The organism is Rhizobium sp. LARHSG275 (assembly GCF_052871115.1).
Window position 1 is genome coordinate 1 of sequence record NZ_JBIXJN010000007.1, and the last position, 19,322, is coordinate 19,322.

Here is a 19,322-nt window from a genome sequence, read left to right on the forward strand (position 1 = left end):
CTGCAGACACCTGTGCAGGGACGAACGCGTCAGATGCGGGATCGTCGGTTGAAGGGCATAGAGGCAGTCATCAAGAGGCAGCAATGTATGCCTGCGAAAGGCGACGATGACGGCTTCTTCTTCAAGGGAGAGGATTGTCGAATGCGGGTCCTTCGGGCCTGTCGGAAGATCGGCCAATGATGTCCGTCTCTTCCATTTGGCTATCGTCTTCTGATTGACCCCATACCGCTTTGAAAGCGCTCTCAGGCTCTCTTCACTATTTTGTATTGCTCGACGGATTGCCTCTGTCGTTGTGGCGCTCCCGTGTAGAACCTGGCCCATAGTGCCTCCCTCCATTCTAAGGAAAATAATGCACCATCAAATGCCGGGACTAAACATCTAGGAAGTGTGGACTCTTGGGTTTCCAAGGCTGAGCAAATCAGATTCAAGACTGTCTTTTGGAGGCAGTCATGGGTGTTTTGGATCGTCTGATCCTTCGGGACGAGCAGTGGGCGCGGATAGCGCATCACATCATTGGTGACGAGCGCACGCGCGGCTCGTCTGGCCGCGACAACCGCATGTTTGTGGAAGCCGTGCTTTGGATTGTGCGCACCGGCTCGCCCTGGCGAGACCTGCCAGAGGTGTTCGGCGAGTGGAACAGTGTCTTCCGCCGTTTCAGCCGCTGGAGCCGGAAGGGCATCTGGTGGCGCATGTTCGCCGCGATGTCGGACGATCCGGACTTCGAATACCTGATCGTTGATTCCACCATCATCCGCGCCCATCAGCACGCTGCCGGCGCAAAAAAGGGGCTGAAGATCAAGCCCTTGGCCGTTCTCGCGGCGGCCTGAGCACCAAAATCCACATGGCCGTGCGTGGTCTCGGCTGCCCGGTCCGCTTCACACTGACCGCAGGCCAAAAGGGCGATGCGCCGCAAGCCGATGCCCTGATCGAGGGCCTACCCGCCGACATCGTCATGGCCGACACCGCTTATGACAGCGATCGCCTGCGCAATGCCATCGCTGATAAAGGCGCTGTGGCGGTGATCCCCAACAATCCTTCCCGCGCGCAAAAATACCCGCTGGACAAGCATCTCTACGCCCAGCGCCACCTGATCGAATGCTGCTTCTCGAGACTCAAGCAGTTCCGCAGGGTCGCCACGCGCTTCGAAAAAACCGCCGAAAACTACCTCGCAGTCGTCACTATCGCAGCAATCGTCCTATGGATCAGATAAGTGTCCACACTTCCTAAAGCGCAGACGCGGATGCGCCGCCGCCAGTATCAAGCGGCCTGAGGGGCCAGTTCGCCCTCATCATGCATTTCGATGGCGGCAAGCGCCGGCACGCTACTGGCAAGCGCCCGCCAGGTGATCAGTTCGAACGTGCCATCCTCGTGCTCGGCGACCGCCGTGCAGCTTTCCACCCAATCGCCGGTGTTGATGTAGCGGATACCGTCCATGTCCTGGATGATGGCATGATGGATATGTCCGCAGATCACCCCATCGGCGCCGTTTTTGCGGGCTTCCTCGGCCACGACGCGCTCGAATTCGCCGATGAAATTGACGGCATGCTTGACCTGCAGCTTCGCCCAGGCCGAAAACGACCAGTAGGGCATGCCAAGCCGGCGGCGCACCGCCGCCAGGAAGATGTTGATGCGGATTGCCGTGTCATAGGCCCAGTCGCCGAGATAAGCCAGCAGTCGGGCGTTGCGGACGACGACGTCAAACTCATCGCCGTGCAGGATCAGGTATTTCTTGCCGTCGGCGCCCTCATGCATCATCCGCTCGACGACTTCGATGCCGCCGAAATGCATGCCCGGAAAGGCACGCAGGAATTCGTCGTGATTGCCGGGAATATAGACGACGCGCGTGCCCTTGCGCGCCTTGCGCAACAGCTTCTGGACGACATCGTTACAGACCTGCGGCCAGTACCAGCTGCGCTTCAGGCGCCAGCCGTCGACGATGTCGCCGACGAGCACGATCGTATCGGCCTCGTGGTGGCGCAGGAAATCCAGCAGGAAGTCGGCCTTCGCGGCCTTCGAGCCGAGATGGACATCGGAAATGAAGAGCGTGCGGAAATGTCTGGGTTCCATCATGTCTTTCATGAGCTGCCGCTCATGTCCCATCTTTCATCTAGCCTTCCAAAACCAGACTCGTGTTTCAGGAAGATGACAAGCTGGGGAAAAGCCCTGCAAACCTGTCCATTCCGCGCGGCCACTTGGCCGTCGCCGCGCAGGCCCGCCGACCATGTTGCCCTGCGCATTCAGGGCGTTCATGATGGCGGCGATTCATATCTGACAATGCGGGATGGCTGATGCGTCTTTTTCTCGTTCGCCACGGCGAATCCCTCGGCAACATCAACGAACAGGCCTACCGCCAATTCGGCGATCACAATGTGCCGCTGACGCAGTGGGGCCATCGGCAGGCTCTCGAAGCAGGCGGCGTGATCGCCTCCTATCTGCAAGCATTGTCGAGCGCGGGTTTCGGCAAGCTGCATATCTGGTATTCGCCCTTTCTGAGGACGCGGCAGAGCAAGGATGCGCTGCTCGAAGCCCTGCCGGAAAGATTCATTGGCGATATCAGGGAAGATTATCTGCTGCGCGAGCAGGATTTCGGTCTCTTCACCGAAATCTACGACCACGCCGAACAGAAGCAGAAGTTTCCCGAGGAGTTCGAAAAATGGGCGAGGCTGCGCAGCAACAGCGGCAAGTTCTATGCACGGCCGCCGGATGGCGAAAGCCGGGCGGATGTGGCCCAGCGGGTGCGCCTGTTCCTGCAGACCGTCATGCACGATGCCGAAAATAGCGACCACAACGTCGTGATCGTCGGCCATGGCGTCACCAACCGGGCGGTTGAAATGAATTTCCTGCACCGCCCCGTCGAGTGGTTCGAGCGCTCCGACAATCCCGGAAACGCCGATATCACCCTGATCGAGGGGACGCGCTCGCAAGGATATGAGTCGATCCTGCTGCATCAGGCCGCCGACCGGCAGCCGGGACAGCAAGGCGAACTGCGCGATGCCTATGGCGCTGACGTGACGATCACGCCGAAGCCCGGCGGATAGCGACGCCGGACCGAAACGAACGGCATGTCACCAGCCAAGGACATTATGCTTCGAGCGCCAGCATCATCGTCCCGCCGCGTGTTAAGCGAACGCGCAGCGAAGGCTCCAACGCCTTGATTTCACGCCATCCCGTCAGGCAGCGCGTACGGCCGCCACGGGTTTGACGTTCTGGTTCATGCGAAACAGGTTGTTCGGATCGTAGCGCAGCTTGATTTCGGCAAGGCGGTGGTAGTTGGTCCCGTATGCCATTTCGACCCGATCGGTTTCGTCTTCCGGCATGAAGTTGATATAGGCGGTGCCGACCGAATGCGGCTTGGTTGCCTCGAAAAGCTCGCGCGCCCAGCCGGTGCAGCTTCCGTCCATCCCGGCTTCCCGCCAGCGCGCATGTACATTCATGACGAAATGCGAGCTGCGCTGCGGAAACGCGGTGGCTTCGGTCGGAACACGGCCGGCTGCACCGCCGACATGGCCGATGAAGATCTCGCATTCCGGGCCGGGCAGCTTGCGCACGGCATTGAGCAGGACGTCGATCGCCGGATCCGAAAGCGAGGCGAAATCCTGGCTCTTCCAGTAATTGCGCGCACCTGGCGTGAGCAACGGGTCGAACGCCTGCTGCCAGCCGGTGAACGGCACCGGGCCGACGACGTCGGCAATCGGATTTCCGATCGCACGTAATCTGGCCGTCGCCTTTTCTCCCGCTGCGATGTCTCCGCAATAACACATGGCGAGCACGACGATTTCCTTGCCGTGCCATTCGGCGGGAAGGAACGGCAGCGGCGGCGCCTGGCGCATCACCACCCAGCAGGTCAGTTCGTCAGGTGCCACCTCCAGCGCCTGCCGGTACTCCTTGAGCACCATTTCCGCATCGGCGAAGGGATGTACGACCAGCCCGGCGAGAACCTCCGTGTTGAGAGGGTTAAGCTTGAACTCGAACGAGGTGACGACGCCGAAATTGCCGCCGCCGCCGCGTAGCGCCCAGAAGAGGTCGGGTTTTTCCGTCTCGCTCGCCTTGACCAACTCGCCGTCGGCCGTCACCACATCAACCGACAGCAGATTGTCGATCGTCAGCCCGAATTTGCGGGTCAGCCAGCCGAAGCCACCGCCCAACGTCAACCCGGCGATGCCGGTGGTGGAATTGATGCCCGTCGGCAGCGCCAGCCCGAAGGCCAGCGTTTCCTTGTCGACATCGGCAAGCGTTGCGCCCGGCTCGATCCTGGCGCGCCGCGTTTGCGGATCGACCCGCACCGATTTCATCGCCGACAGGTCGATGACGACGCCACCCTCGCAGACGGCATTGCCTGCAATGCCGTGGCCGCCGCCACGCACCGAAAGGAGCAGACTATTGTCGCGTGCAAACCGCACTGCGCGCACGACATCGGCAGCACCGGCGCAGCGCGCGATAAGCCCGGGCCGGCGATCGATCATCGCATTCCAGATCGCCCGCGCCTCGTTGTAATCCACGTCCTTACTGGTCAGAAGACTGCCGCGAAATCCGGCGGCAAAGGCATCGATGGCCACGTCATTGACCATCGTCTGACCCTTTTGCAGGGTCGTCAGGTTCAAATTGTCCATGGTTTCCTCCATGCGACCGGCGCCCCGCACCGTCGCGCCCGGCATTCTGCGCTTGCTGCCGCGGCCAAACAAGTTTCCAAAAGGATTAGTACCGGGGCCGGCACGACCACACGCCGCGCGTACAGAGCGAATTATCGTACCATGAGGATACCCCTCTGCCTGCCGGACAGAAGGGGTTGCCCACGACGCACCATCACCTCACGAAAACTTCGCCCACCCCCCATTTCCATACTGTCGCCCGTTGCCGATTGATGTATGGAGGGAGCTCAAAAAGACGTGCACGGAGGCGGCGATGGATCACCTGGAAAAATCGAAGACCGAAAAGAACCTGACGAGCGGCGATCTCGACGAGCAGGCGCTTTTCTTCCACCGCTATCCCCGCCCCGGCAAGCTGGAAATCCAGGCAACCAAGCCGCTCGGCAACCAGCGCGACCTGGCGCTCGCCTATTCGCCGGGGGTTGCCGCCCCTTGCCTTGCCATCCGCGACAATCCCGAAATGGCGGCCGAATATACCTCGCGCGCCAATCTCGTCGCCGTCATCTCCAACGGCACCGCCGTGCTCGGCCTCGGTAATATCGGCCCGCTTGCCTCTAAGCCGGTCATGGAGGGCAAGGCGGTGCTGTTCAAAAAATTCGCCGGCATCGACGTCTTCGATATCGAGATCGACGCGGCAGCCGTCGACCAGATGGTTTCGACCATCGCCTCGCTGGAGCCGACTTTCGGCGGCATCAACCTTGAGGACATCAAGGCGCCGGAATGTTTCGAGGTCGAGCGGCGCCTGCGCGAGAAGATGAAAATCCCGGTCTTCCACGACGACCAGCACGGCACGGCGATCATCGTTGCCGCCGCGATCCTGAACGGGCTGGAACTCGCCGGCAAGGCCATCGAGGACGTCAAGATCGTCGCTTCCGGCGCGGGTGCCGCCGCGCTTGCCTGCCTCAACCTGCTGGTCATTCTCGGGGCAAAACGCGAAAACATCTGGGTCCACGATCTCGAAGGCCTCGTCTATGAGGGCCGGGTCGAGCTGATGGACGAATGGAAATCCATCTATGCCCAGAAGAGCGATACGCGCACGCTCGCCGAAAATATCGGCGGCGCCGACGTCTTCCTCGGCCTGTCCGCTGCCGGTGTTCTGAAGCCGGAACTGCTGGCGCAGATGGCCGATAAACCGCTGATCATGGCGCTCGCCAATCCGACGCCGGAGATCATGCCCGATCTCGCCCGTGCCGCCCGTCCCGACGCAATGATCTGCACCGGCCGCTCGGATTTCGCCAACCAGGTCAACAACGTCCTCTGCTTTCCCTATATCTTCCGCGGCGCGCTCGATTGCGGCGCCGAAACGATCAACGAGGAAATGAAGATGGCGGCCGTGCGCGCCATCGCAGCCCTTGCCCGCGAAGAGCCGTCGGATGTTGCCGCCCGCGCCTATTCCGGCGAGACACCGGTCTTCGGCCCCGATTACCTCATCCCATCGCCCTTCGATCCGCGCCTGATCCTGCGCATCGCGCCTGCCGTTGCCAAGGCCGCCGAACAGAGCGGCGTCGCACGCCGCCCGATCCAGGATTTCGACGCCTATCTCGACCAGTTGAACCGCTTCGTCTTCCGCTCCGGCTTCGTCATGAAGCCGATCTTCACCGCGGCCAAGGCTGCCGAGCGCAAGCGTGTCATCTTTTCCGAAGGCGAGGACGAGCGCGTATTGCGCGCCGCCCAGGTGCTGCTTGAGGAAGGCCTTGCCGAACCGATCCTGATTGGCCGCCCGCAAGTCATCGAGACGCGCCTGAAGCGCTACGGCTTGCGCATCCGGCCGCTGTCGGATTTCGAGGTCATCAACCCGGAAGACGATCCGCGCTTCCGCGAATATGTGGATCTCTATTTCTCCCTCGTCGGCCGCCGCGGCGTCATTCCGGAAGCGGCCCGCACGATCGTACGCACCAACACCACCGTCATCGGCGCGCTGGCGCTGAGGCGCGGCGAGGCCGATGCGCTGATCTGCGGCCTCGAAGGCCGCTACGAGAAGCACCTGCGCGACGTCCGCCAGATCATCGGCAAGCGCAAGAATGTCCGCGATTTCTCCGCCCTCAGCCTGATGATTTCGCAGCGCGGCGCCACCTTCTTCACCGACACCTACGTCACCTTCAATCCGACTGCCGAGGAGGTTGCCGAGGCAACGGTGCTGGCGGCCGAGGAAATCCGCCGTTTCGGCCTCACGCCGCGCGCCGCGCTAGTCTCGCATTCCAACTTCGGCTCGCGTGAGTCCGAAAGCGCCACGAAGATGCGCAACGCCCTGCAGCTCGTGCGCGAAGCCGCGCCCGACCTCGAGGTCGACGGCGAGATGCACGGCGAAAGCGCCATCACCGAAGCGCTGCGCAAGCGCGTCATGCCGGACACGACCCTGCACGACGAGGCGAACCTCCTGGTCTTCCCGAACCTCGACGCCGCCAACATCACCCTCGGTGTGGTCAAGTCGATGACGGACGGCCTGCATGTCGGCCCGATCCTGCTCGGCACCGCCCTGCCCGCCCACATTCTCGCCCCCTCGGTCACCTCCCGCGGCGTCGTCAACATGGCGGCACTCGCCGTCGTCGAGGCATCGCAACCGGCTTGAGCCGGCTCAGACTTGTGACAAAGTCGGCCAGCCTTTTCGTCATGTTCGGGCTTGTCCCGAGCATCTGCAGCCGGTTGATATCAAGCAGATATGAGGCCCGGGGCCCTGGATAAAATCCATGCCCTGATGCCGTCTCAGGCACTCCGTATCGACAGGCGCCCCTTATCTGCGAGCGCATCCGCGCGCTCGTTGCCGGCAATGCCGGAATGGCCTTTGCACCAGGCGATGGTCACCAGACCATTCTGGCAAAGTTCAAGATCGACCGCCTTCCAGAGTTCCGCATTGGCGATCGTTCGCCTTCGCGCATTCCCATTCGGGCCGCTTTTCTTCCAGCCGTTGTTCTTCCAGATATGTCGCCAGCTGTTGCAGCCTTTGATGGCGTAGATGGAATCCGACCAGATGGTCGCGGGCTCGCCGCTTGCCTCGCTGTTGATCCAAACCACAGCCTTGAGGACGGCCATCACTTCCATCGAATTATTGGCGGAATCTTCCGCGCCACCGAAGCCGGACGCAATTTCCGCGGCATCGCAATAAACGACGAATGCCCAACCTCCGTGCCCAGAACCGGGTTCATAACAGCCGTCCACGAAGACGTGGAAGCCGTGTTGGGTTTCCGGCAGCCCGACTATCGTTGCGGGGGAGCTGAGTTCATTGGCAATTCCTGTCATTTTCAGCGTCCGGATATGAGTACGTATCTCAAGCGCCCCAGGAGATTGGAGTGGGCACTTGGCCTCGTTGATTACCATCGACAGCTTCTTCATAATCGAACACTGGGTCTTTGGCTGTCCGCTGGATAAAATCCCGAAAATACGCTAGGAATATCTCCAAGCTTATTAAGAGAAACAAGCTAAGAGACAACGCGCGGCGGATGGACGCCGACAGTGACCGATCGATTCTTTGCTCATTCCGGGACGACGCCGTGAAACGCCGAAACCTGTCTCTTGCCGTCTTCCTTGTCTTCGCAGCGCCCGCTGCCGCGCAGACCATTACTATCTGTGAGGATCTGCGTGGCCGCCTCGCCGACCTGCCGCGGTCGATCGGCAATAACAACGGCTCGGAAGCGCGCCAATATGCCGGCGCCATGGCCGAGCAGAACCTCGAGCTGCGCAAGGTCCGCAACGAGCTGCGCGGCAACGGCTGCACCTCGGGAAGCATGGTCGTCATCGGCGGCGAGAATGCCGATTATTGCGCCGAGCTCTCGCAGTCCGAAGCCCGCATGATCGACAACATCCGCTATCTCCAGGACCGCCGTGAGGAGCTGCGCAACCAGACCGACGGCAATGACGACGCGCGCCGCGAGCTGACCGCCGCTCTCGACCGCAATGGCTGCAACAGCGAAAACGTCTATGCCCCGAGCGATCGCAGCGCCGACGAACCGGCTCCAAGCGTCGAGGAACAGGCGATGCGCACCGATACCTTCATTCCGCTCGGCGGTGGTGACGAGGTCGATCCGCGTTACGGCGTGCCGCGGGCCGAGATGCTATCTCCGGTCAGCACCATGTGCGTGCGCAGTTGCGACGGCGGCTTCTTCCCGATCAGCTCGAACGCCACATCGGTCGATTTCGGCCGCGACGCCCAGACCTGCGCCAAGATGTGCCCGGGCATCGAGACCGAACTGTTCTATCGTGACGTGACGAGCACCGAAGCCTCGAACATGATCTCGGTCGCAACGGGCACGCCCTACAGCGCCATGAAAAATGCCTTTGCCTACAAGAACCGCACGCCCGGGGAAAAGTCCTCCTGCGCCTGCAATCTCACCGCCTATTATGAGGAGATGCGCGGCAAGCAGGTGGTGAGCGAACCGCCGCAGCAGAGCTCCATCACCACCATCCGCACCAATCCCCCGGCGAAGGATGCCGCAGCTGCGCCGCAATCATCCGTTCCCGAGCGCCCCTACGATCCGACGCAGAACCGCGTCCGTCAGGTCGGCCCGCAGTTTCTGGCCGGCGATCAGGGCTCGATCGACCTCACCAATCCGGCAACGCCGGGCCCGCAACCACAACAACAGCAGTGATATCAATCAAGCCACCCAAACCGCGCGGCGGTTTTGGGACTACGACATGCATCTTCGATGCGACGCACTTTATTTAGGGCTCGCTTCGTCCCCATCCATCATGAAAGACGAGTTCCTCGAGCGGCAGCCGCTGCCGCCAGCCTTTGACGGAGAGTTCCGGCTCGTCATAGAGCCGATCGACGAAACCGGCACAGAGCCAGGCGACCACCTCGATATGCTCGGGTATGCCGAGAATGCTCTTCAGGTCGCCTTCATGAAAGATGCTGACCCAGCCGACGCCGACCCCTTCCGCCCGCGCGGCAAGCCAGAGGTTCTGGATGGCGCAGACTGTGGAATAGCTATCCATCCTCGGATTGTGCGTACGCCCCAGCACCACGCTGCCGCCGCGGGTGGGATCGCAGGTCACGCAGATCCCGAGCGGCGCCTCCGTAATGCCTTCGAGCTTAAGCGAACGATATGCCTGCCGCCGTTCGCCTTCGAACATCAGCGCCGCCTCCTCGTTGGCGCTGGCAAAGGCATCCCGGACGCGCGCCCGCACAGTCGGGCTTTTCACCAGAATGAAATTCCACGGCTGCATGAAACCAACCGACGGCGCGTGATGGGCGGCCGTCAACAGACGCTCCACGACATCGTCTGGCAAGGGATCGGGCAGGAACTGGCTGCGAACGTCGCGCCGCGTCATGATCGCATGATAGACGGCCTCGCGTTCGGCCAAGGAAAAACCGGACGCCGCCGAAAGGGCATCCTCATCAAAGGGTCGCATCGTCAAATCCCCAACAACGCAACCGCCCCGCCGTCCGCGCGGATCGGTCTATCTAGCCAGGCCGGTCTTCTGACTGGGCGTCATCCGTCTGCCGCAGCCTTCCCGGCAAGAAGCCAGTGGCGTGATAAGCGGCAAACGTCGGCCTTACAGCGTTGGGCACGTTCCGGCTTTGCACCGGATTCCCGATTCTCCCGCCTTACCGGCGGGCACCTGACGGCGCATCTATTTCAGGAAAGCGCGGCGGCGGCAAGGCGGCCCGCACGCCGCCGACACGCTGCATTGGCCTTCGGCGATGTCGATGACGCCGACAGCAGCCAGGCAACCGCGATCAATGCCGTTGCCCAGCGTATCTCCATTCCTCCACCGTCCAGCGCGATACGGCAGTACCCGCCGGTTGGCTGGGCTTGGCGCCGGCAGGCGCCAGGGTGAAACGACCCGCATGTACCCAGCACCCCATTCTACTTTATGATTTATTCACACATCAAATACACACTGCGTTTGCGCGTTTTGGGTTGCTATCAGGACATGGGCATGAGGGCTCGTGATGTGACCGTCGGCGTCGATGCCCGTATTGATACGCCAGTCGGGAACATGTCCGACTGAGCCGCAATTCTAGGCCGCCGCGGAATGTTCCAATTTTTGAAAACGATGCCTCTGACCGCCAAGCTGGCGGCGATTATCGTTGCCGTGAACCTCTGCGGCATTTCCGCTTTCGCCACCTATACCTGGATGTACGAAACCCGGGCCTTGATCGATGGCGCCAAGGCGAACTGGTCCAAGGATGCCGAGCAATTTGCATCTCTGGCGGCGGGCGGCGTCAAATGGGGGAAGGCGAACGCCGTTCGAGAGGCTTATTCGCTCTATCGCGACGACCCCTCGCTCGATCTCGTGCAGTTTGCCGCATTCAACGCCGAACCTGCCGCCGTCGATACTTGGGCGCGCGATGGCGTCGATGGTTTGCCGGCACCAGCCGATCTGGCAAAGAGCCTCAGCGCGAAACCGGAAAAGACGACCATCGATGACGGTAGAATATCTGCCGGCGTCGTGACGATCATCGCGCCGCTCCCGCTGGATAAGTCGGGCAAGGCCACCGGTTACGTCGTCACGAACTGGTCCGTCGAAAAAATCGCTTCCGAAGTCAGGCAGAAAGTTCTCATTTCGCTGCTTACGCAGTCCGCGATCACCGCCATGGCCGTCGTTGCTTTCCTTCTCGCCATGCGCAGCCTCGTCGGTCGGCCCATCAGGGTGATCAGCGAACGAATCAGCGCGTTGCAGAAAGGCGATCTGGTCTCTCCCGTCACCTACAGGGAAAATGGCGACGAGATCGGCTTTCTGGCGCGCGCATTGGAAGTTTTCCGTCACGAGGCGATTGCGAAGGTCGAGAGAGAGCAGGCCGCGGCCGAGCAGAGCGCTTCGCTCGACGCCGAACGGGCGCGCAACGCATTGTTGACGGAAGATGCCAGCAATACCCAGCGGCTGGTCATGAACGCTCTCGCAAATGCATTGGAAGGGCTCGCCGCCGGTGATTTCTCGATACATCTGGCCGATGTCGGTCCAGAATTCGATAAATTGCGGCAGGATTTCAACAACATGGTCGATGCGGTCGCGGCCGCTCTGACAGAGATCAAGACCGCTTCCGTGGCGGTTGAAACCGGCTCCAGCGAGCTGGCGAACTCCGCGGATCAACTCGCCAGGCGGACCGAGCAACAGGCAGCAGCATTGGAACAGACCGCTGCGGCACTGGATGAGGTGACCACCACGGTCAGAACATCGTCGCAACGGGCTGAAAATGCCGGGCAGTTGGTCGAGGAGACAAAGCGGAGCGCTCATGTCTCGGCGACGGTGGTGCGCGATGCAATCGGCGCGATGGACCGGATTCAAACCTCATCGAGCCAGATCGGCCGCATTATCGGCGTCATCGACGAAATCGCCTTCCAGACGAACCTGCTGGCGCTGAACGCCGGTGTCGAGGCGGCGCGCGCCGGCGAGGCCGGCAAGGGTTTTGCGGTCGTCGCGCAGGAAGTGCGTGAACTCGCTCAGCGGTCGGCAAATGCCGCAAAGGAAATCAAGAACCTGATCAACGTATCCGGCCAGGAAGTTGCCGCGGGCGTCGGGCTGGTGAACGAAACCGGTGACGCCCTGCTGAAGATCGAGGAGCAGATCAACCGCATCAGCGATAGCATCGCTTCCATCGTCCAATCCTATCGCGAACAGGCGACGGGCTTGCAGGAAATCAACAGCGCAATCAACCAGATGGATCAGACGACACAGCAGAACGCGGCAATGGTCGAGGAAACCAACGCGGCTTGCCACGAACTGCTGTCGCAAGGACGCCTGCTGCAGGACTCGGCCGGCAGGTTCGTGGTCGGTGGGTCTACCGCCAGCCAGCCCAAACCCGTTCAAGCCGCCCGCCAAGCTCGTCCCGAGCCCAGAGCCTTCACGCAGCGTCATGCAGGCAATGCCGCCGTTGCCGCTGCTCCCGGTGCCTGGGAGGAGTTCTGACGTCGTCTGCATCCGATAAGCCTTAGATCTCAGCAACCTATAACCAGGAAGGAAACGCCTATGAAGAAAATCGTGCCCGCATTTCTTTTGGCCTGCACCGCATTTGCCATGCCCGTGGACGTATCCATGGCACAGGATGCCAAGCTTGCCCCGATCTCCGACTACGTGACAAGCGATGTAAAGCCCTGGCTTAACGACCCCGCCATCATCGAGGCTATCAAGGCGCAGAACGCTGCCAACGCCAATCTCAGCGCTGCTGATGTCGACGCCCTTGACAAGAAGTGGCGTGCCGAGGTCGATGGCTCAGACCACTCGATGATCGATGATGTGCTCAACAACGCACTGTCGAAATTCCTTCAGGGGAAGAAGGAGGCTTCCGGCGGCAAGATCACGGAAATCTTCGTCATGGATACAAAAGGCCTGAATGTCGGTCAAAGCGACACCACATCGGATTACTGGCAGGGCGACGAGGCCAAGTTCCAGAAGTCCTTCGGAGCCGGCAAGGACGCCGTCTTCGTCGACGAGATCGAAAAGGATGAATCGACCCAGACACTGCAGTCGCAGGCAAGCGTCACGATATCAGACGACAAGGGAACACCGATCGGCGCCATCACCGTCGGCGTGAACGTCGACGCTCTCTGATCTCAGGAACTCAGTTTTCTGGAACAGTTCGAATGACCGTCGCCCGGAAGCATCTTTAGGGCGCCAGGTTTAAACAAAGCTTAGAGCGCGTCGCCTGCACGAGATCGAGTGCGACGCGCTTCTTGCCTCGCCGGGGGTGCCCCTTCCGCAGAAGCCGTTGCCATCTCGGGGAACGCCGGATTTTCAGCCAGAAAATTCTGCGTGACAACGCGTGGCCGTGACACTACATACGCCTCATGTCGATCACATCAATCTACGCCTCGCGATTTTATTGGTACCGCTACTCTCAGCGGATGCGGGTCCATGCGTAACTGAATTCGACGCGACGACAACCCGAACAGCCGCTAGTCTACCTGGCGGCTTTTTTTGTTCCGCCGGTATGACCAAACAGGAGCCATACCGTGTCTGATACCATTGACGATCTGCGCATCGTCGAGATCACCCCGCTGACCAAACCAGCCGATATCATCGCGGAAATTCCCCGCAATGCCGAGGTCACCGAGACCGTGACCAGCAACCGTGCTGCGATCCATAAGATCCTCCACGGCGAAGATGATCGCCTGATCGTCGTTATCGGCCCCTGCTCCATCCATGACCCCGTTGCCGCCAGGGAATATGCCGAACGGCTGGCGGAACAGCACCGCCTCTTCGCCAGCGATCTCGAGATCGTCATGCGCGTCTACTTCGAAAAGCCCCGCACGACCGTCGGCTGGAAGGGCCTGATGAACGACCCGCATCTCGACGGCAGCTACCGTATCGAAGAAGGGCTGCGCATTGCCAGGCGCCTGCTGCTCGACATCAATGCCATGGGCCTTCCGGCCGGCTGCGAATTCCTCGACACGATCACGCCGCAATACATCACCGATCTCGTCAGCTGGGGCGCGATCGGCGCACGCACGACCGAAAGCCAGATCCACCGCCAGCTCGCCTCCGGCCTCTCCTGCCCGATCGGCTTCAAGAACGGCACCGACGGCGGCGTGCGCGTCGCGCTCGATGCCATCCTCGCCGCCTCGCAGCCGCATCACTTCCCGGCGGTGACCAAGGACGGACAGGCGGCAATCGCCTCGACGACAGGCAATGAGGATTGCCACATCATCCTGCGCGGCGGCAAGCGGCCGAACTATGAGACGGCCGATGTCGAAGCCGTCACGAGCGACGCCGTCAAGCTCGGCGTCGCCCCGCGCATCCTCATCGATGCCAGCCATGCCAACAGTGGCAAGGACCCGATGAACCAGCCGCTCGTCGTCAGATCCGTTGCTGCCCAGATTGCCGCCGGAAACGGCGACATCAAGGGCATGATGATCGAAAGCAACCTCGTCGCCGGCCGCCAGGACCTCGTTCCCGGCAAGCCGCTGGTTTACGGCCAGTCCATCACCGACGGCTGCATCGACTGGGATATGTCGGTCGCGGTGCTGGAGGACTTGGCAAAATCCGCCCGCGCCCGGCGCAAGGCAGCCGTCGCAGCCTGATAGTCAGCATTAAACGCAGCGGGCAGAAACCCGCCGCCCATTACAGGGCGGTGGGGGCAACCCGGTTATCTCACGGGTACGCCGATGGCGACACTGCCGTTGGCTGTGACCGCCAGTTCATGCCCATTCATCCCAACGAGCCACAGCCGCCAAATGCAGGCGTCTGATGATGGAGCGAACCAGATGGGCCGACACAGGCGCATATTTCGCGGGCACGTCATTTGTCGTCGGAGCCGGCTTGGTCGGAAAATACCTTCGTCTTGTGGAGACGGCTATCAACGGTGCTCAATCGATCGTCACCACTACGCCGGTGCTCGGGCCTGTCGTCGCATTCGTGGCGCTGGCCGCAATGCCGCTCGCGATGGGCGCTAAGTTCGCCGCAATTGCCAACAGCGAGGTCGGCTATAACAATTACTATGGCGCTGCTGTTGGTACCGGTGGGCTGGTTGGAACCAAGGCCGACATCAGATTTCTCGTCCAATCATCCGCGAAGTCGCCGATCCCCAAGCAGCGTGAGATTACTAACCCACCGCCCCGCCATCATGGGCGGAGCTCGGGACCGGATCACCGGCACGCGGAATAGGAGTAGATTTAATAGAGCCATGGATGCATTGAATCGGGCTCGTGTTCAGTCGCGACCCTGTAATAGGTACGCATGTCGTCGCGCTCTTTTTCGTAAGTCCACTTCAAGCCCCATCTGCATTCTTCCGTCATGCACTCACGGCTCTTCGATCCGAACATATCGAGTTGAAATGCCTCGCCATTGATTTCGCCGGTAATCGAGCCGGTTTTCCCCTTATCCTTCGATATGAGTTCAAACGCCCCTGCTCGACCATCCAGACAGTAGATCTTCCCGCGGTAGGTTCGCTCGCCGGTCTCAAGCTTCCAGAAATTCGTCTTCACCTGCGATACGCTGTAGCGACCCTTGCATTGCTGCCTTTCGGCCGAGCCGATCTCAATCGTCCCCCCCATCTCCTCACTCTCGTCCCCCGCAGTCACCTTTCCGAGCACCGGAGTACCCGTTGCGAGGTAGCTTCCCTCGACGCCACGGACAAAAAGATATGAACAACCTGCGAGCGTGAAACCCATTGCCACCAAGGAGCCGGCGACCGTGAAACCACGCAGCGTCCACGCGCATCTCAAGACAGCCAGCAAGTCTATACCCCCAGGTTCTTCCTCATGTTCGCGGATGCCAAAAGAGCGGGTTGGAGCAGTGGGCGTCGTTACCAGCCAGAATAGCACTGATATTCAGGTCACAATATTTCCCCCACAATAGGAAGATGAATAAATGCCACAGCTCATCTTGAAATAGAATACCCCGTCCGCTTCGGCAAGTTACACGGAGCTAGAGGTAGCTACTGCAATCAAACTTGGGAGCCCCAATCACCCACCCCTCAAAAGCGTGCGCATCAGCAATTCGAAGATGAGGCCGGGCGCGACGTTGTTACTCACACTGTGACGTGCAATCCTGCCGAATAAACTTTTTCGATAGGGGACGCATGCCTGTAAAAACTCTTCCATCTCCACCTTGGTGGAGAGTAGCGATTGCGTTGATCGTAGTTCCCTAAATCGCGTCCTTCGCATACGCTGTTTACAGCCCACTGTATCAGGGCCTGCCGGATATGACCGAGCGCGTTATCCGATCAACTCAGGCCGTCGCGCTCATTGGTGCGTATCCGCCAACTGCTGTGTTGGGGATTCCATTGCTATTCTACTTCAGGCGATGTGCCTAGAGTTGCATTTTTCGGCCCTGACGAGGCCTATGCTGGTGACCACATCACTTACCAAAACGGCATGATGACATGGTGGGGATTGCTAGAGACCGTCAAATCGCTCGCAGTGACAGCTGTATTCGGCTTTGCTGCTGGTGGACTGTTCTGGCTGGTGGCCGCCGCTGGCGTTAAAAGACAGCCCGTTTCTGAAACGATTCCAAGCAAAGTGTTCGAGTAGGCGGTCTCGCGATATCATCAGATACCCACCACCCCATCATAAAATGGCGGTGCGCCAGTCTCAAGATCTCACCGGAAAATACCTGACATAGGCGAATTCCTCGCCATCAGGAGACCAACAGGGCACATTGATCGTGCCCTGCCCCCCGAAGAGTTCGAACAGCGTCTTCAGATTGCCGCCGTCCATGTCCATCAGCCGCAGCCGCACATCGAGGTCGCGCGGATGGTCGAACACCGAAGGGTCGTAGGACAGGATCAGCACCTTGTCATTGGCAGGCGATGGATGGGCGAACCAATTGCCCTGATTGTCCGATGTCACCTGCTCGAGCCCGGTGCCATCGGGATGGATGCGCCAGATCTGCATCAGCCCGGTGCGGCTGGAATTGAAGTAGATCCATTGGCCGTCAACCGACCAGTCCGGCCCGTCATTGCGTCCCTCGCCATGCGTCAGCCGCGTTTCGGCGCCGCCATCGACGGAAATGGTGTAGATATCGAAGAGGTCGTCGCGGATGCCGCAATAGGCAAGCTGGCGCCCGTCCGGCGACCAGCCATGCCAGTAGGATGGCAGGTTCTGCGTGATGAGCCGCGGCGTGCCGCCTTCGATCGGCAGGATATAGATCGCCGACTTGCCGAATTCGGTCTTGTCGGAGATGACAATCTCAGTCCCATCGGGCGAAATGCCGTGGTCGTTGTTGCAGTTGACAGCAAAGCCGGTATCGACCTTGACCACGTCGCCGCCATCGAGCGGCAGCCGGAAGAGCAGCCCGTCGCCGTTCATGAGCAGGTAGGAACCATCCGGCGAGAAGTTCGGCGCCTCGACCAGCCTGTCCGTCTGCCAGACCTCGCGGGCCCTGCCCGTCCTGACATTGTAGATCTCAACCGAGCTGCGCATGTTTCCTCCCGAAAATCCTACAGCGCCGCGCGTCGTTCAGACGCGTAAAGGACGCTGGAACACTTTGAATTGCCGCCGTCAGCGATCTCGATTGCGCTAGCGATCCCGGAAACGGTTGGTGATCGGATAACGCCGGTCCCGGCCGAAATTCTTTTTGGTAATCTTAACGCCCGGCGCCGACTGCCGGCGCTTGTATTCGGCGAGATAGAGCAGGTGCTCGACCCGGTGGACGGTCGCCACGTCATGGCCGCGGGCGACGATCTCTTCGACCGCCATCTCCTTCTCGACAAGGCATTCGAGGATATCGTCGAGCACAGGATAGGGCGGCAGCGAATCCTGGTCCTTCTGGTCGGGACGCAGCTCGGCCGACGGCGCCTTGTCGATGATATTCTGCGGGATTACCTCGCCCGACGGCCCCAGCGCATCCGGCGGCACGTTTTCGTTACGCCAGCGGGAAAGCGCATAGACCTGCATCTTGTAGAGGTCCTTGATCGGGTTGAAGCCACCGTTCATGTCGCCGTAAAGGGTGGCGTAGCCGACCGACATTTCCGACTTGTTGCCCGTCGTCACCACCATCGAGCCGAACTTGTTGGAGATCGCCATCAGGATGACGCCGCGCGCCCGGCTCTGCAGGTTCTCCTCGGTGATGCCGCTGCCCGTGCCTTCGAAAAGGCTGGCGAGCGCACTGCTGAAACCCGTCACCGGCTGTTCGATCGGCACGATGTCGTAGCGGCAGCCGAGCGCCTTGGCGCAATCGGCCGCATCCTTCAGCGAATCCTCGGAAGTATAGCGATAGGGCAGCATGACGGTGCGCACCCGCTCCTCGCCCAGCGCATCGACGGCGATTGCCGCACAGATCGCCGAGTCGATGCCGCCGGAAAGGCCGAGCACCACGGTTTTGAAGCCGTTCTTGTTGACGTAGTCGCGAAAGCCGAGCAGGCAGGCGCGGTAATCGGCCTCCTCGCTTTCAGGGATATGCGCCATCGGCCCTTCCGCGCAATGCCAGCCGTTTTCGCCGCGCTTCCATGTCGTCACCGCAAGCGCCGTCTCGAACTGGCTCATCTGGAAGGCAAGCGACTTGTCGGCATTGAAGGCGAAGCTTGCCCCGTCGAAGACGAGTTCGTCCTGGCCGCCGAGCTGGGCGGCATAGATCAGCGGCAGTCCGGTCTCGATCACCTGCTTCAGCACCACCTGATGGCGGATATCGACCTTGCCGCGATAATAGGGAGAACCGTTCGGCGACAGCAGGATCTCGGCCCCGCTTTCGGCCAGCGTCTCGCAGACGCCGAGATCGCCCCAGATATCCTCGCAGATCGGAATGCCGATGCGTACGCCGCGGAAATTCACCGGCCCCGGCATGGCGCCCTGGTCGAAGACGCGCTTCTCGTCGAACTCGCCGTAATTCGGCAGGTCGATCTTGTCGCGCACCGCGATCACTTTGCCGGCGTCGAGTACGGCGACGGAATTGTAGCGGCCGGTCTCGTCCTGCCGGGGAAAGCCGATGATGACGCCCGGCCCGCCATCGGCGGTATCGGCCGCGAGAGTCTCGACCGCCTTCCAGCAGGCGCGAATGAAGGCGGGCTTCAGCACCAGATCTTCAGGCGGATAGCCGGAGATGAAAAGCTCGGTCAGGACGAGCAGATGCGCGCCCTCCCGTCCCGCGTCGATACGCGCCTCGCGCGCCTTGGCGAGATTGCCGGCGACATCGCCGACCGTCGGATTGAGCTGGCCGATGGCGATGCGGAAAATATCAGAAAGGGCGTTTTCCTGTGTCATGTCATTTATTTAGCCTGCGCCTTTCGCGACCGCAACATGTTGGCGCCAAAAGCGGAGCCTCGCGACGACGAAATTTTTACGAACGGATCACGCATGGCGT

At 60.8% G+C, this 19,322-nt stretch carries 15 protein-coding genes, 2 pseudogenes and 1 riboswitch; of the genes and pseudogenes, 9 read left to right on the forward strand and 8 right to left on the reverse strand.

Annotated features, from left to right (window positions below):
• Positions 1 to 321: pseudogene (locus ACIPSK_RS10420) on the reverse strand (IS481 family transposase); the annotation flags it as partial.
• 128 nt (positions 322 to 449) lie between these two features.
• On the opposite strand from ACIPSK_RS10420, the pseudogene ACIPSK_RS10425 reads away from it, so the two are divergent.
• A pseudogene (locus ACIPSK_RS10425) lies at positions 450 to 1,210 on the forward strand (IS5 family transposase).
• Positions 1,211 to 1,257: 47 nt separating this feature from the next.
• Here the strand turns inward: ACIPSK_RS10425 and ACIPSK_RS10430 are convergent.
• Complete coding sequence (locus ACIPSK_RS10430; protein WP_162117773.1) at positions 1,258 to 2,100, reverse strand: UDP-2,3-diacylglucosamine diphosphatase; 843 nt, start codon at positions 2,098 to 2,100, stop codon at positions 1,258 to 1,260.
• 188 nt (positions 2,101 to 2,288) lie between these two features.
• On the opposite strand from ACIPSK_RS10430, the gene ACIPSK_RS10435 reads away from it, so the two are divergent.
• On the forward strand, positions 2,289 to 3,038 hold the full coding sequence (locus tag ACIPSK_RS10435) for a histidine phosphatase family protein (RefSeq protein ID WP_162117772.1): 750 nt from the start codon (positions 2,289 to 2,291) through the stop codon (positions 3,036 to 3,038).
• Between the two features lie 132 nt (positions 3,039 to 3,170).
• Here the strand turns inward: ACIPSK_RS10435 and ACIPSK_RS10440 are convergent, their stop codons facing one another.
• Positions 3,171 to 4,610: an FAD-binding oxidoreductase gene (locus ACIPSK_RS10440; protein WP_162117771.1), complete on the reverse strand. Its 1,440-nt coding sequence runs from the start codon at positions 4,608 to 4,610 to the stop codon at positions 3,171 to 3,173.
• A gap of 292 nt (positions 4,611 to 4,902) precedes the next feature.
• Between ACIPSK_RS10440 and ACIPSK_RS10445 the strand changes: the two genes are divergently transcribed.
• Positions 4,903 to 7,215, forward strand: a complete 2,313-nt coding sequence (locus ACIPSK_RS10445; protein ID WP_162117770.1) for an NADP-dependent malic enzyme — start codon at positions 4,903 to 4,905, stop codon at positions 7,213 to 7,215.
• 134 nt (positions 7,216 to 7,349) lie between these two features.
• Here ACIPSK_RS10445 and ACIPSK_RS10450 read toward each other — a convergent pair whose 3' ends face one another.
• Positions 7,350 to 7,883: a ribonuclease H family protein gene (locus ACIPSK_RS10450; protein WP_162117790.1), complete on the reverse strand. Its 534-nt coding sequence runs from the start codon at positions 7,881 to 7,883 to the stop codon at positions 7,350 to 7,352.
• Between the two features lie 251 nt (positions 7,884 to 8,134).
• Here ACIPSK_RS10450 and ACIPSK_RS10455 point away from each other — a divergent pair, with 251 nt between their 5' ends.
• A complete protein-coding gene (locus tag ACIPSK_RS10455) occupies positions 8,135 to 9,229 on the forward strand; it encodes a DUF2865 domain-containing protein (RefSeq protein WP_162117769.1) in 1,095 nt (364 codons plus the stop codon).
• Between the two features lie 73 nt (positions 9,230 to 9,302).
• On the opposite strand, the gene bluB is transcribed toward ACIPSK_RS10455, so the two are convergent.
• The gene (gene bluB / locus ACIPSK_RS10460) at positions 9,303 to 9,992 is read right to left on the reverse strand and encodes a 5,6-dimethylbenzimidazole synthase (protein WP_162117768.1); all 690 of its coding nucleotides are present in this window, start codon (positions 9,990 to 9,992) and stop codon (positions 9,303 to 9,305) included.
• Between the two features lie 42 nt (positions 9,993 to 10,034).
• Positions 10,035 to 10,221: riboswitch (cobalamin riboswitch) on the reverse strand.
• Between the two features lie 398 nt (positions 10,222 to 10,619).
• Here bluB and ACIPSK_RS10465 point away from each other — a divergent pair.
• From ACIPSK_RS10465 to ACIPSK_RS10480, 4 genes are all read left to right on the forward strand, one after another.
• Complete coding sequence (locus tag ACIPSK_RS10465; RefSeq protein ID WP_162117767.1) at positions 10,620 to 12,494, forward strand: methyl-accepting chemotaxis protein; 1,875 nt, start codon at positions 10,620 to 10,622, stop codon at positions 12,492 to 12,494.
• A gap of 60 nt (positions 12,495 to 12,554) precedes the next feature.
• Positions 12,555 to 13,136, forward strand: coding sequence for a hypothetical protein (locus ACIPSK_RS10470; protein ID WP_162117766.1), 582 nt, complete (start codon positions 12,555 to 12,557; stop codon positions 13,134 to 13,136).
• Between the two features lie 401 nt (positions 13,137 to 13,537).
• Positions 13,538 to 14,605: a 3-deoxy-7-phosphoheptulonate synthase gene (locus ACIPSK_RS10475; protein WP_162117765.1), complete on the forward strand. Its 1,068-nt coding sequence runs from the start codon at positions 13,538 to 13,540 to the stop codon at positions 14,603 to 14,605.
• 166 nt (positions 14,606 to 14,771) lie between these two features.
• Positions 14,772 to 15,188, forward strand: a complete 417-nt coding sequence (locus ACIPSK_RS10480) for a hypothetical protein (protein ID WP_162117764.1) — start codon at positions 14,772 to 14,774, stop codon at positions 15,186 to 15,188.
• A gap of 8 nt (positions 15,189 to 15,196) precedes the next feature.
• Here the strand turns inward: ACIPSK_RS10480 and ACIPSK_RS10485 are convergent, their stop codons facing one another.
• Positions 15,197 to 15,760: a hypothetical protein gene (locus ACIPSK_RS10485; RefSeq protein ID WP_162117763.1), complete on the reverse strand. Its 564-nt coding sequence runs from the start codon at positions 15,758 to 15,760 to the stop codon at positions 15,197 to 15,199.
• A 510-nt stretch (positions 15,761 to 16,270) separates the two neighbouring features.
• Here ACIPSK_RS10485 and ACIPSK_RS10490 point away from each other — a divergent pair.
• Positions 16,271 to 16,555, forward strand: coding sequence for a hypothetical protein (locus tag ACIPSK_RS10490; RefSeq protein ID WP_246709787.1), 285 nt, complete (start codon positions 16,271 to 16,273; stop codon positions 16,553 to 16,555).
• Positions 16,556 to 16,615: 60 nt separating this feature from the next.
• Here ACIPSK_RS10490 and ACIPSK_RS10495 read toward each other — a convergent pair whose 3' ends face one another.
• The gene (locus ACIPSK_RS10495; protein WP_162117762.1) at positions 16,616 to 17,446 is read right to left on the reverse strand and encodes a TolB family protein; all 831 of its coding nucleotides are present in this window, start codon (positions 17,444 to 17,446) and stop codon (positions 16,616 to 16,618) included.
• A gap of 96 nt (positions 17,447 to 17,542) precedes the next feature.
• Positions 17,543 to 19,222 carry an NAD+ synthase gene (locus tag ACIPSK_RS10500; protein ID WP_162117761.1) on the reverse strand — a complete coding sequence of 560 codons (1,680 nt, stop codon included), beginning with the start codon at positions 19,220 to 19,222 and terminating at the stop codon, positions 17,543 to 17,545.
• Between the last annotated feature and the right edge of the window lie 100 nt (positions 19,223 to 19,322).